General features: G+C 23.8%; 16 protein-coding genes. 7 read left to right on the top strand and 9 right to left on the bottom strand.

Annotation, left to right across the window (positions count from 1 at the left end; translation table 4 throughout):
* Window positions 1–202 precede the first annotated feature (202 nt).
* The 9 genes from ACZ91P_RS05300 to ACZ91P_RS05260 all read right to left on the bottom strand — a co-directional run bounded on the left by ACZ91P_RS05300 (window position 203) and on the right by ACZ91P_RS05260 (window position 6,241).
* Window positions 203–2,413, bottom strand: a complete 2,211-nt coding sequence (locus ACZ91P_RS05300) for a spiroplasma phage ORF1-like family protein (protein WP_465158343.1) — start codon at window positions 2,411–2,413, stop codon at window positions 203–205.
* The gene (locus ACZ91P_RS05295) at window positions 2,406–2,714 is read right to left on the bottom strand and encodes a hypothetical protein (protein ID WP_465158342.1); all 309 of its coding nucleotides are present in this window, start codon (window positions 2,712–2,714) and stop codon (window positions 2,406–2,408) included. Before ACZ91P_RS05295 ends, ACZ91P_RS05300 begins: the two co-directional genes overlap by 8 nt.
* Before the next feature lie 10 nt (window positions 2,715–2,724).
* Window positions 2,725–2,961, bottom strand: coding sequence for a hypothetical protein (locus ACZ91P_RS05290; RefSeq protein ID WP_004028554.1), 237 nt, complete (start codon window positions 2,959–2,961; stop codon window positions 2,725–2,727).
* Window positions 2,962–2,979: 18 nt separating this feature from the next.
* Complete coding sequence (locus tag ACZ91P_RS05285) at window positions 2,980–3,414, bottom strand: hypothetical protein (RefSeq protein WP_465158341.1); 435 nt, start codon at window positions 3,412–3,414, stop codon at window positions 2,980–2,982.
* Window positions 3,407–4,420, bottom strand: a complete 1,014-nt coding sequence (locus ACZ91P_RS05280; RefSeq protein WP_465158340.1) for a hypothetical protein — start codon at window positions 4,418–4,420, stop codon at window positions 3,407–3,409. Before ACZ91P_RS05280 ends, ACZ91P_RS05285 begins: the two co-directional genes overlap by 8 nt.
* Before the next feature lie 351 nt (window positions 4,421–4,771).
* Complete coding sequence (locus ACZ91P_RS05275) at window positions 4,772–4,975, bottom strand: DUF2649 family protein (RefSeq protein ID WP_465158339.1); 204 nt, start codon at window positions 4,973–4,975, stop codon at window positions 4,772–4,774.
* Window positions 4,976–5,127: 152 nt separating this feature from the next.
* Window positions 5,128–5,565 carry a DUF3627 domain-containing protein gene (locus ACZ91P_RS05270; RefSeq protein ID WP_465158338.1) on the bottom strand — a complete coding sequence of 146 codons (438 nt, stop codon included), beginning with the start codon at window positions 5,563–5,565 and terminating at the stop codon, window positions 5,128–5,130.
* Window positions 5,566–5,873: 308 nt separating this feature from the next.
* The gene (locus ACZ91P_RS05265) at window positions 5,874–6,092 is read right to left on the bottom strand and encodes a hypothetical protein (protein WP_465158337.1); all 219 of its coding nucleotides are present in this window, start codon (window positions 6,090–6,092) and stop codon (window positions 5,874–5,876) included.
* Window positions 6,092–6,241 carry a hypothetical protein gene (locus ACZ91P_RS05260; RefSeq protein WP_465158336.1) on the bottom strand — a complete coding sequence of 50 codons (150 nt, stop codon included), beginning with the start codon at window positions 6,239–6,241 and terminating at the stop codon, window positions 6,092–6,094. Before ACZ91P_RS05260 ends, ACZ91P_RS05265 begins: the two co-directional genes overlap by 1 nt.
* A gap of 372 nt (window positions 6,242–6,613) precedes the next feature.
* Here ACZ91P_RS05260 and ACZ91P_RS05255 point away from each other — a divergent pair, with 372 nt between their 5' ends.
* The 7 genes from ACZ91P_RS05255 to ACZ91P_RS05225 all read left to right on the top strand — a co-directional run bounded on the left by ACZ91P_RS05255 (window position 6,614) and on the right by ACZ91P_RS05225 (window position 14,210).
* Complete coding sequence (locus ACZ91P_RS05255; protein ID WP_465158335.1) at window positions 6,614–7,348, top strand: hypothetical protein; 735 nt, start codon at window positions 6,614–6,616, stop codon at window positions 7,346–7,348.
* Between the two features lie 36 nt (window positions 7,349–7,384).
* A complete protein-coding gene (locus ACZ91P_RS05250; protein ID WP_465158334.1) occupies window positions 7,385–8,980 on the top strand; it encodes a hypothetical protein in 1,596 nt (531 codons plus the stop codon).
* A gap of 12 nt (window positions 8,981–8,992) precedes the next feature.
* Window positions 8,993–9,853, top strand: a complete 861-nt coding sequence (locus ACZ91P_RS05245) for a hypothetical protein (protein ID WP_465158333.1) — start codon at window positions 8,993–8,995, stop codon at window positions 9,851–9,853.
* A complete protein-coding gene (locus ACZ91P_RS05240; protein ID WP_465155092.1) occupies window positions 9,813–10,121 on the top strand; it encodes a hypothetical protein in 309 nt (102 codons plus the stop codon). The genes ACZ91P_RS05245 and ACZ91P_RS05240 overlap by 41 nt, the downstream gene beginning before the upstream one ends.
* Window positions 10,122–10,244: 123 nt before the next feature.
* Entirely contained in the window at window positions 10,245–10,523 is a 279-nt protein-coding gene (locus tag ACZ91P_RS05235) for a hypothetical protein (RefSeq protein ID WP_465155090.1), read from the top strand.
* 13 nt (window positions 10,524–10,536) lie between these two features.
* Window positions 10,537–11,790, top strand: a complete 1,254-nt coding sequence (locus ACZ91P_RS05230) for a hypothetical protein (RefSeq protein WP_465155209.1) — start codon at window positions 10,537–10,539, stop codon at window positions 11,788–11,790.
* Window positions 11,790–14,210 (top strand): hypothetical protein, encoded by a 2,421-nt coding sequence (locus tag ACZ91P_RS05225; RefSeq protein ID WP_465158332.1) that lies wholly within the window; start codon window positions 11,790–11,792, stop codon window positions 14,208–14,210. Before ACZ91P_RS05230 ends, ACZ91P_RS05225 begins: the two co-directional genes overlap by 1 nt.
* Window positions 14,211–14,224: the final 14 nt, after the last annotated feature.

The raw sequence follows: 14,224 nt of genomic DNA, 5'->3' as shown, positions 1-14,224 counted from the left end.
TACGCGGAATAATTTATTCTTTTACTTTTTAATTTCAATATCATTTACAATCTTATTGACAGTATTAATAACAATATCTTTACCATACTTTTTCACTAACGACCGTAAAATTAAATATTGCTTTGTTTGCATAATTTCAACCTCCTATAATTAACTTAAAAAAGTTAACTAAATTAATAGTTAACTTTTTATCGGTTGGCATTTACAATTTACAACTAAAACTATATATTGTTTGAAATATTTTTCCAACACCACTCGCTAATTCGTTTACTTGTTTTATCCCGGGTATATTATTAACTATTCAAATTGCCGCATTTCTGATATGACACGCTAAATTATATCAACTACAACTTTCATATTGTGCTTGTCATCATTGACTATCAGGAAATAATCCACCATTGTTTATTTCTTGTCAGTTATAAATCCCAAAATTAAAATCATAATAACGATACATATCATTTTCTTTTTGGGCTTGTAATTCAAAGACATTATAACCGATTTTTTGTTCTTCCATTTTCTTATATTTTAAACCGTATTTTTCTTTTAAAGTATCGTCAAAAACATAACCCTCATTTTGATTAATATTATAATCATTTGAGACTGAAAAATCATAGTTAAATACATCTCCATAATTTGTGTTATAAAACCGATTTTTATAAGCAGAATACATCTTAAAATCTAATGATTTATATTTATCAGAAAAATAAAAATATCGTGGGTAAATTTTAAACCCATTATTGGCTAATAAACCATATTTTTTGTTATATCCCTGCGTATAAGTATTATTATCTAAATCAAACATTGTTCGTAAATAATCTTTATAAAAATTTTGCGAAACTATAAACATACTATTTAATAATTCTTTAAATTTATTATAAGAAACTAAAAACTTTTTCTTTTGTTCTTCAAATTCTTTTTTCTCTACTTCGGATTTTAAAACTTTTTTATTATTTTCAAATTTATAAATATAGTTATTATAGTCATCAAAAAATGTTATTGACTTTCCATTTTCATCTAAAATAACATCTTTAAAATTTTCTAATTTTAAACCAAAAAAATTAATTAAAACAGTATTGTATTGTAAATTATCAATATAACCACTTTCAATAAAATTACTACGATTTTGAAATACAGGTACCAAAGCGTGTGCAAAAAATGCTTTTAAAAATTTATTAATATCAATTTGTCCTTTCATTTTTTCATAATATTTAATATTTCCATTTTCTAAATATGAATTAGTATTTCCTTCAAAATTAAATATATAATCTTTTTCCTTCATAAAAGTAAACAAAAAACTTAATTTATCTTTTTGATTTTTAACTGGTTCATAAAGATATTTTCAGTTATGGAATAATTCCAAACTACCAGCAATAATATTTTTCTTTTCATCAATCGTTAAAATCATACGATAAATTGATTTAAAACTATTTCTTGCTAAACTTTCATCAATAATTTCAAAATCAAATATTATTCGTTGTGTTCCAACAATAGAACTCTCATAATCAGGATTTCCACCTTGTTGAACTCGAATATTTTCTTTAATTACTTCATCAATAATTTCATCAAATAAATTTGCTTCACTACCAACTTCTCAATCTGTAATTTTACCTGTATTTTTATCAATAGTTGGTGTTTGTGGTTTATTAGTATTATTTCAAGAATAAACTGTTTTCACATCACCATTTTTAAAATAATTTCTAAGGTCAGATAAATAAAGATTTTTAATAACACCATCAAAATAAAATTTACCTAAGACTTTATCATTTTGACTATTATTTAAAAAATTAATAATATATCAATTTTTTGTATTATTTTTAAAAATTGCAATATATCATTTATTATCAACTTTATAATTAATAAAATTTGGATTATTATCTAATTTTCAATTATCTTCATTAAATTTTACTTGTTCTAAATTTTTAATAACATTTTCAAATTTAAACAAAGAATCTATATCACGATACTTAATAAAATATGTATACATAAAATTTGTTAACTCTTTTAAGAAAAATTTTTTATCAACATAATAAAACCGATCTAACCGATACTGTTTAACATAATTATCTCAATTTCGATATAACTCTAAAAATTTATCACTAGGTTTATCATAAGAAACACCAGTTGAATAACTATCCTTTAAAAAATCTAAGTATCATTTATCATTATAAGTTAATGATTTTGATGTTTTTAAAGTAGGATTAATAAAATAATTAGTATCACTTCAATTTTCAAAAAAAGTACTGCGTAAAAACATTGTATTAATAAAATCAGTTTCATTCATTCCTATTGTTTGTTGATTAACAGTATAAGTTTGTTGTGATTGATGGTTTTGTTGTAATGTCATCGCCTCTAATGAGAAAAAAGAAATCAATAAAATTGGTACAAACGAAAATAATACTAAAAACTTACGCATTATTTTTTACCAACTTATTTTTACGATGTTCTTTTATTAATTTGATAATTTCATTAAATAAATAACCATAGAAATAACGGATTATTAAAATATCTCATAATATATCAAATCATAAACCATAAAATATATAACCATTTATACCAACATATTTCTCTTTTAATTCATCAATCGTTGAAACTGTATCTAAAATACATACAAACGCTAATAAACAACTAATAATAAAATATAAAATTAAATCAACCCAAGAAATAAATAAACCATTTTGTTTCTTTTCTTTTTTATTTTCTACATTACTTTTCATAAATTTACTCCTAACTATATAATGTTTTTGAAATAATAAAACCAATAATATATAAACTTGATATTGTTAACATTAATGGATGACTAAATAAAATCGCCATTTTACCAAAAATAGATAACAACCAAGTATCAGAATTATATAAATCCATAATAATATTTTTTGCTGATGTCAACTGATTAATAATAACTGTAATAAAACCAGTTCCAAATATAGCGATTGCCGCTACCAATAAAACTAACTTAATCATATAAAATCAACTCCTTACTTATTTTTTTATTCTTTTAGTGGTATGAATTCTTTTAAAACCTAATTCTCTTGTTTTTGCTTGTCTTGCTAAACTTGATAACTGTTGTTTATTGCGACTAACTTTAAATTGTTTTCGTTCTTTAATATGTTTTTGTAAACCTTGTTTAGTACTAGAAACACCGCGAACAGTAGCACCGTATAGTTTAGAACTATTAATAACACCACTTTTAACTGTTGAACCTAAATCGTTATAATTAGTTGATGTTCCGTGAATTGCATAAATTGATAACTTAATAACCATAAAAAAGATTAAAAAATAAGCAATCGTTATATTTGTCATTGGTAATTTAGTATTTCAAATCACATCAAAAACAAATAAAAAAGTATCAAAAATAAAACTAAAAATCTTATTTCAATTATCGTTATTAACACTTTCACTTAATAAATTACTCATCTTTTTTATTTCCTTTCATTTTTTTTGCTTTTAAATTTTCTTTCAAAATATCAATATCAAACAATTCTAAGCGTTGTTTATTATTTAATTTTGATATATCTTTTCAAAAATATTCTTTTTTATTAACAACTTCATCATTTTTTAAATCACGGACAAAACTTAATCAATGACTATCGTATTTATTTGCAAATTCAAGCGGAATAATTATCTTAAAAAACCGAATTCCTAATCCAACATCCGACTTATGTTTTGCTCGTTTACCTTCGGCTGTACGTTCTACTGATTTTGTTTTTCAAATTTCATAATCTGTAATATCTTGGAAAATGCCAATTCGCATAACAAAACTACGATTAAAAATATTACCTAATTTAGATTTAACGGGTTTTTTCAATGAAATCGGAATAATAATACCACTTGCTAAATGACGAATATTATTTCACATCATTCCCTCACGCTGTACGGTAAAAATCGCTCTATTTTTAAAATGTCTTGCTAAAACAATCCACACACTTTTACCACCATGAACTTTTTTAACTTCGTGGGGACTAGTTCCATCAATATATAAAAAACTTTCATCAAACAAAATTAAACTATTGTCAGGAGGGACTAATTTAGTTCTATCAGTAAAATCTAAGTTATTAAAAGTTAAAAGTTTTATTGCATTATCTTCGATTGGATAATTACTATAAATTTTCTTCGTTAAAAGTTTCATAACTTGTGATAAAAAGGTTAAAAGTAATGTTTTACCAGTTCCTAATTTACCAATAATTACGGATAATGGATTATCTCAAATAAAGTAAACTAAACGAAAAACATTTAACTGATAAAAAACATTTTTTCAAACTCACCAAACAAAATATACACATTGTAAAGCAAATAATAGTCAAAATACTAAACCAGTATAATTTAATGAAATTATTCAAAGTAATAAATCAATTAAACTAAACAAAACCATTGAACCACTAATATAACAAAAATTTATTAGAAAAAATACAAACTTTTTCATTTTACCTCCAATAGTTATTTATAATTAAACTAGTATTATTATGGTTTTCTCTCCCCACAAATCAAAAAGGAAAGTGATAAAAATTAAAAAAATTTTAAAAATAATTTCAATATTATTGCCTATTATTGGAATTATAAACTTTTTAATTAATCCTATCGGAAAATTAATTACTACAATTAATTTTGTAGAATGAATATTTAAAAATATTAGTCAAATAAATGCAAAAGAAATATTTTTTACAACATTTTTTATATTAAAAATTACTGCATTCATAATGAAAATATATATTAATTCAAAAAAAGATTTTAAAATTTTGTGGGGAGAGAAAACCATAATAATAACAAAATTTAATTATTTAAAATAACTAATTATTTTAAAAACCATTCACAATAAAAACCACGTTAAAAATAAAATAACAATTCAAACACCAACCATCAAGGTTAAATATTCATTTTGCGTTAAATTTCAAGTTGTAATATTTTCAATATTTGTTTTATCTATAAACAAAAAGACATGAATAAAAAACTCTTTTAATTTTTCTCAATCATTTTGCATATTTAAAAACTCCACATTTTTTGAATAAGTTTAAAAAACATTCCAAAAAATAAAATGATAAATAACACAAACGATATAACATATAAAAATTCAGGGGCATTTGAACCAATAATATAACTAACAAATTGAACTCAATAGTCATATAAACTCATTTAATTTAAACCTTCTAAATCATTGATTAATTGTTGCACTTTTTCATCACTTCAATTTGTTAAATTATTGTTATTATTTATTTTTACTTTTTTAGGTTCATTTTGAAATAATGCTTTATGCATAAGAATAAAATAGTTTTGTTTATATTTATTATACAAATCAATTATTTCTGTTCCAGTTAAACATTTTCAATCGTGTTGTTTTAAGTTTTCATCATATTTCACAATACGATAAGAATTATCATAAATTAAACCGATTGCTACTTGTTCTGAATGTTTTTGACTAGGATAAATAAACTTATTACTCAATCAAAAACCAATATGGCGATTATGATTAGGTAAATTTATAAAACTTGCTTTATCTGTTTCAAAAGGTATAAGTTCCTTAGAAATAAAATAATTTGCTATATTTTGATTTTTCTTATAAAAATTACTCAATTTTATCAACTCCTAACTAAATATTTGTTTAATAAATAATGTTATATTTAATGTTTATATATTGCTTATTTATTGATAAAAACACTGATTATTAACAATGTTATACATAATGCTAATATATTGTTTATTTAATGTTTAATAAACAATGTTATTAACAATGTTAAAAATATAAAATAATAAAAATTGGCACACTGAAAAATACTATTAAGTTTTAAAGTAATAGTTATTTAAAATAAATTAATAAAAAATAAATAAACTAGTGTGCCTTAGTTTTTGTTAAAATACTTTGAATATAGAGTAATATACTCTTAAAATCCTTTAACCATATGACGGAAAAAGTTTAATATCTTAATGATAATAAATAATCCAAATGGAATTAAAATAATTCACGCATCACCTAAAAAGGTCATTAATTGCGGTAAAATACCATATACAGCATCTTTTACTTTACCCATTGCATTACCTAAACCAGTTCAAATGGAATTCATTCCAGTCCCAAAAGTAACTACATCTGCTAAAAAATTCATTATTTTCTATCCTCCTTTTTTTCAAGTTCTTTTTTTTCTTTTTTCTTACCTTGAATTTGTTTAACTTTTTGATAAATTGATAAACCAATTCATGCAAAAATTCCTAACAAAATCAAAATACTAAATATTCATGTTAACCATACTGGCATGATATAACTCCTTTCAATAAATTAAAAAATTGAAATTTGTAAACTCGCTCCGCTCGTTGTCGCCTTACTCCATTAAAAACATTATTGAATAAATTATCTGCTAATAAATTACGCGGAATAATTTATTCTTTTACTTTTTAATTTCAATATCATTTACAATCTTATTGACAGTATTAATAACAATATCTTTACCATACTTTTTCACTAACGACCGTAAAATTAAATATTGCTTTGTTTGCATAATTTCAACCTCCTATAATTAACTTAAAAAAGTTAACTAAATTAATAGTTAACTTTTTATCGGTTGGCATTTACAATTTACAAGGACAAAAAGCAGATGATACAAATGCTTTACAAATCCACGATGAAATTATGGATAAAATATATGAAAATGGATTTACCTCATCAGAAACAGTAGTCTTGGGTTCGGCTGATTTTATTCGTGGAATTCGTAATAAATTACAGTTACAACTTGGCGCAAATGACCAAATAAATAGCGTAATTGAAACAAGTGGAGCAATGAAAACTGTTGAAGGAACAACATATTATATGGTTCCTAAAAAATTACCAATTATTAATAAAGATGGTTCAGAAGGAACAATTGAATTATTACCAAACGGAGTTAATGCAATTGCCTTTAAATTTAGTAAAAAATATGACCCTCTTATTTTACGTAAAAAAGACCATACTCCGCTAAGGGTTGGTGCTGCTGCGTTAGGTACTGGAATGGGTAATACTTTGATTATGGAAAGAGTTTTATATTTAGGTGGAGCAGTAGTTGAACCTAAAGGAATTATTAAACATATTGTTACAAAAATTGATATTAGTAAAATTAATAAATTAGATAAACCAACTATTCATGTTGCAAATCCAACACAAACAACAGCAGAACAGTTAAAACCACAATTTAAAGATGTTGTTTTAAAAGCAGTTAAAGCCGTAAATAGTTCTTTAACTGAAAGTGATTTTGATTACTTTATTGAAAGTAAAGGTGAAGATTGACCAATTAATATTACAAATGATAAAACTGTTTCTGTTCAAATTGAAGGTAAAAATAACGCTACTGGTCAAACATCTCCGATTGATGTTAAAATGAAAAATTCTTAATAGTACTAAAAAATAGTACTTTTTCGTTTGATAGATATGCCAATCGGAACATCTAAAACAGCTCTTATTTATGCTGTTAAAAAAAATCCAACTAGATTGTCAATCCAACAACAAGAAAAAAATTTTGGTTTACAGTTATTAGAATTTTTAGGAGTTCAAGTTTTAGCTCTTGGTTTATCAGTTTTAACTGGTGGTGTAGCATCCGCCGTTGGTCTTGGTGCGGGATTATCTAATTTTGCCGCAGCATTTATCTCATTTGGAGTAGAAACAGCAACTGATTTTGCTGTAAATCAAATATACGATAAATTAACCTCAGAAGTGACAGCAAAAAACACCGCCTTAAATTTGTTACCAGCAATTGGTGGTATTGGAAAATTAACGCGTGCTGCTCGAACAACTAGAATTTTAAAATTAGCAAAAGAAACTAAATTACTTGAAAAATTAGGTGTAATAACTGCTAATAATTTAGAAGATGTTGTAAAACAAGTTAGAGGTAAAAAGATTTTATCTGATAAATTAATATTTGATTTTAAAAAGCAGGCTAATAATGAAACTTTATTATATACATTTGGTAAATTGGCCCGAAATGATTTTTATAAAGGTTTTAAAGTTTCTAATTTAGAAACAATTAATAATTTATTAAAAATTGAGAAAAATATTCAAAAAATAAGCCCTACATTAGTTCAAAAAATACCGCGCGTAAATGAAAAAAATGCTAATAAATTGTTATATGAATATGGATTAAATATTGATAAAATAAGAAAAATTAATACTAATGAGTGATATAACATTATGACTAATCTTCATAAAAAAGGTGTTGGTAAAAATCTACTATTAAATGCTAATTTAATGCGGAGCAGTAAAATATATAATAATAAATTATTAAATATTTTGCACCAAACACCAATTAAATTAAATAAAATTTTAAATCATTTAAACCCAAATTTTTATATTCAAAAAGTAACTAAAAAATTATTAGCCCCAATTGAAAAACAAATAATTACAATTAAACAAAAAGTAATTAATAAAATTACTGATAAAACTAAAAAAATATTGTCTAAATTTGAAACTAAGGCTATTAAAAAAGGCCAATTATTACTTTTTGCTTATGGTTCTGATGTTTTTTTAGCAGTAAAAATTGTTCCTTTATCAGTTGCGGGTGAAGTTGCTTTAACAATATATTATAAAAACCCCCAATATGCCCCTATTGTCGTTATGACAACTTTAATCAAAGCAGAACAGTTTGTTTTGGCTCCTGAACCGTTTAAATTCTATATGAACAGTGAGTGGTTTATTGGTTGGGGATTTAAAAAAACAAGTTTGTTTAATTTAGTTTCTTTTGCCCCACTTGTTTATCAGCAAGTAGTAAAAGATAGTTTTAAAATATATCGGACAATTGCTAAGATATTAAAAATGCAAGAACAATTTAAAAATAACTTTAATAAAGATAAATTGTTAAATACGCTAGGAGATAGTGCGGTTACTAGTTTGTTAGGTAATGGACTAGTATTTCAAGCATATAAACAACTCAGAACAAAACAAGATTTAAACAAAACAATTAAAACAAAAACATTACTAAATAGTAAAAAATTTATATTAAAGAAAATATATTCTAAAAAAAGTAAATGATAAGGAGATTATTAAATGTTAAATGAATTATGACAAAATGTTACTTTGGAAGATTATAATAATTTTATTCCAATGACAGGTAAAATTACACAAGTTCCAGTTCGTTATAATAAGTTCTTTAAAGGTGATGCAGAATTATGATTCAAAACATTTGCTTTAAGAGCCCAAAATATGATTAATTCTTACTTAAACTATCCATTTTCAAAACTAAAGTTTGAAACATTTAAAGATCCGTTATTAAAGAAAATTTGTATTAATATGGTGTTTATTACGATTGAGCATTGAACATTTAATCGTATTCCAATTGAGTTTTTTACTTCGGCAAATATGAGTGTTGGTGATATTAATTATTCTTCACAAAATGACCCTATGGCAACATGACAAGGTCTATTGCCTACTTATGCAAAATCATTGGCTAATTTAACAACTTTAAAGAAAATGTTTCGTACTTTTCAAGAAGAAGGTATTGATTTAACTATGATAGATTTAGAAGCATATTATACCCAATTTGAAGTTGATGTTTTAATAGAAAAAGAAAAAACTAAGATTGATAATAAAAGTATTATTAAAAATAATAATGGAGAAATTGCGGTTTCAGATTTAAAACAAAATAAAATTACTTTAATGCTAAATGTTAGTAAGCGTAATAATGCTGATTTTAGTGCTGAAACTGGTGAATTAAGAATATGAGACCCAAGCTTCCAAAATAATGACCAAGTTGCAGATTTTAGTGTTGTTAAAACAAACAAAACGCCCGGACTAGAAGCAACAGATGACACATTACCAACTACTAAATACATTAATGAACATTATGCTTTAAAAAAAGTATTGAGCAGTGAAAAGAAGTTGGAGAAAGGTAAACAAAAAAGTAATTAAATATAAATTTATTTTAGGGAAAAAATATAAAGTTCATTTTATTTGAGAACGACCAACCGCAGATTTTGTTATAATAACTTGTTTTGAATGTAAAAATAATGGTGGTGGTTTGCAAACTATTTCAACTAGTTTGGCCTTGGGAAAAGGCGGGGCAACAAGAATTGGTTTTTTAAATGTAGATAATTCTTCTAATAATCATAAAGTAGTAATTTCAATGACGGGTCATGAATATTCGCCAACAATTCTAAAATTAGAAGAGTTACAATAAATTAACGAAGATAATTATGTTTAATAAAAATATTACAATTAAAAATAATAATGAATTAATTACAAATTAATGCTAATTTATTAAAATAAAAAAATAATTTAGAAAGAAAGTAGAGTGTTATAAATGAATTTAAAAGATTATAAATCAGAAATTTTATTATTAATTCGTAAAATATTTATTTGGGGATTAGGGGCAATTTTAATAATAAGTGCAATTTTGTTATTTTTTTGCAAAGCATTTAAAGTAATTGAAATTTCATGACCAGAATATTTTTATATTGATTTATCATTACTTATTAGTGGTGTTTTAGTCTATTTAATTGATAAAATTTTTGAATTTTTTAAGAAAGATAAAAAACAAGATAGTATTGAAGATGTTATTAAAAAAGAAGAAACAAAATAAAGAGGTGTTATAAATGGGATTGTTGCCAGCAAAAAAGAAATTAAAAAAGAGTTATGATATTGATAGTTATTATCTTAATTTATCATCAACGATTACTAATCGTAAAAATGTTACTGTTCAAAAACATAATGAGATTTTAGAAAAAAGAATTTGTGAAGATAATGCTAATTTTTTAAATCCGCGAGATTTAGAAATTAGCATTTATAATCCACTTACTAATCAAAAAATAGATACTAAATTAATTAATAGCTTTTTAAAAATGCAGGACTTTACCAATAAGAATTGATATAACGAATATAAAATTAATAAGAATGGTAAGGGTGCATATTTTATTTTTGCTAATAATTCAAAACTTAATTTTATTACTATTGATTTTTACAATGACCAATATGATGAATTAGGTAATTTAGTATCTTGCACTTTTGATTATGACCCTTTTCTTAAAAATGACCAAAGTATTTTTATTACTGAAAAATTAGAAATTGATTATGTAACTAAACAAGTAAAAGTTATTAGAAAGTTAAAAACACGATTATATAGTACTATTATTGACTTATATATTGATGATACTAAATGAAATAACTATACAACATTACAAAGAGAAGAAATATTACCACTTAATTTTATTCCAATTCAAATTATTCCTAATAACCCTAATTTTGAACCTTCTGCTCGTTATGGTAAACAATTTGCTAGTATTTTAGATATTATTGCTGAAAAGATAATGTTAGACCCATTATTAAATAGTGGTAAATTTACCATTAATACTAATGGAGTTACTGGTGTTGTTGACCAAGAAATTAGTAAAATGTTGGCTTCATTTATTGAAAATGACTTGTTATTAGTTGAAGGAGACCCTGATAGTAATTTTCAACCAGTAGACTATATTGCGGGTAATTTTAAAGGTGAACAATTAACAAAAATATATGATTGATTACTAACTAATTACTATAAAATAAATCGCCATCATGTTCCCGCAATTGCTAAGGGAGCACAACAAACCCAAGCAGAAGTTGCGGGTGTAAATATTCAAACAAACGCATCATACGAACAAATGATATATATTAGAGAGATTAAATTAACTGAATTTATTATTAAGTTAATTAAATATGATAATGCAATTTTAAATAGTAGAACATTTAATATTAAAAATATTGATGAGTTAATTGTTGATGTTAGATTACCCGTAAATGCTACTTTAAACAGACAACTAAGAAACAATGAAAATATTATCAATATATCTAATGAAGAAGGAGAAAAAAAATAATGTTAAAACCATCTGAAAAAATGTTTGCACAATTATCAGAAAATGATGAACCAATTGACTATTCAATTGATAGTATTCCGTTGGATTTTGCTAATCAATCACAATATAGCGACCCCGACTTAGAACAATTATTTACTGAAGACCGCGCAAGAACCTTATATATTTATAAAATTAATAATCTTGTTAAGACAAAGCAAAAACCAATCTTAAATTACTCTCAAAATAGCGTTAAAATAGGTTTTATTGACAAAGATGAATATATTAAAATAACTGGTTATGAAATTAGTGATTTTAACTTTAAATTACAAATTCAACAAAATACCACAGTCCAAGATAATAGCACAAGTTATGTAATGATTGATGAAAAAGATATTTTAATTAATGATATTTCAAAAAAAGACAAAGAATTTTTAGAATCCTATGACTTAAAAATAGTATCTATTAACGAAACAATTAGTGAAGATAACAAAAATGAATGTTATATCATTGAAGAATACAAACGCCCTTATTCACCCGATGGTGTTAATATTATTAAATCTATGCATTTAGTTAAAATAACTGATTTTAAATGAAAAAACCAAAATAGTATTCATTTAGTATTACAAAAATCATTATCCGAAGACACAGTATTTATTGGGATTGAAATTAAATACCCTAAATCAATGTTATTTGGAAATATTAAGTGTTGAGGCAATGTTAATGGTGTTTATTCTTATCCATCATCAATAGTTGAAAATGCTAGTTTAGTACCGTTGCTATCTATGCCTATTGAAACAGAACCTAATTTAAGAGTATTTCAATATTGATTTACCGAAATTTTTTTACCGTGAAGCATTGCAAAAAACTATATTCAAGGTAAAGATATTTTAGATTTAGTAAATAAGAATGATTTAGATAAAGTTTTATTAAATTTTTTAACATATCGTTATAATTATGATCGAAAATTTCAAGGGGCAAAATACGACGAAAAAGGTAATCCCACTAATAAAGCGGCTGAATTACGCCAAAAATTCGAAGGACAAAAACCCGAAGAAGTAATTGATGGTTTATTTGAAAATTGAAAATTAAATAATCCCACATCTCTTAATGAAAATGCTGTCAAAAGATTTAAACAAATTATTTATATGTTATCAAACTATACATATAGTAAATACGCAATTAATAAAGGTTATAATGATGATATTAAATTAATTGTGCCCTATTATTTTGAATTATTATCAATACCTGATGAAATTGAAGAAAATTATTGAGAATTTAAAAGTTGTATAGTAAAATTAAATTCACTTTATTTTAATTTTTATGGTGGTTTTCCAGAAAATCATTGAAAAATTTTTTATGCAACTAATAAACCCTTTAATATTATTGATGATAAATATTTTTTTGTTATATGACGAGGTAATAAAGAACTTGATTGAAGAATTATTAAATTTCAGAATAATAAAAATATAAGATTAGCGGGTGGTTTTAAATTTGTTCTTGATTATTATGGTAGAGTTGATGATCCTAATAAAATAAATTTAGTTTTTGATGCTAAACTAAATAATTTAAGAGCAAATGACCAAATTTGAACAGATAATAGTATTAATTTTAACTCTGTTTATCGTTGAGAAATATATGGAGAACCAAATACACCAATTATTGATCCAAAAACTGGACAAATTATCGATTGAAATTTAAAACAACAAAATATTATAAACAATAATAATGAAATTAAAGTAACTGTTAAAAACAAAGATATTTCAGAAAATCCTATTTATCAATTAGAAGCAAATTATTTTAATTGGTTATCAATAACAAATGAATTACAAACAAATAATATTCCTTCTCTTATTCCTTCAGAAATTAAATTGTCAGATGGAGAATATGGTAAGTACTTAACCAATTTAATTATTTCTAATGAAAAAATAGAAGACTATTTAAACTATTTTTCGCAATGATATAGATTACTTTATTCAAAAGCAGTTTGAACAAGTATAAATAAAGATTTAGTTGAAGATATTATTAAAATAATTTTTTATAAACACGAAAAACTATTTAATTTAAATCAAATTGAAATATCGGGTATATGGGGTTATGGTAATTATTACATTTCAATTTTTATTGAAAAACCAAATGAAAAAATTATTGAAGGAAAAGATATTAATTTAGAATTAATTCAAAATACTCCGATCGGAACTAAAGTCAGTGGAAAAGACAGAAATACATATCTTCAGTTAATAAAAGAAGATACATGATATCTTTGAAAAAATGGTGTTGAAGATGAAAAATCATATTCAAATATTGCGGTTGTTAATTTTCTAAAACAATCAAATAGTGTAATATTTTTATATCCACCAATAAAAGAAGAAATTAATATTAATAATTTAGAATTATTTAATAAAAACAATGAAAAATTATCATTAATTACATTAGAAATATAAAAAGTTATTTAGAT

The organism is Spiroplasma endosymbiont of Halictus nicosiae (assembly GCF_978018445.1).
The sequence above is the reverse complement of the archived record's forward strand: the minus strand, read 5'-3'. Positions and strand labels throughout refer to the sequence as shown.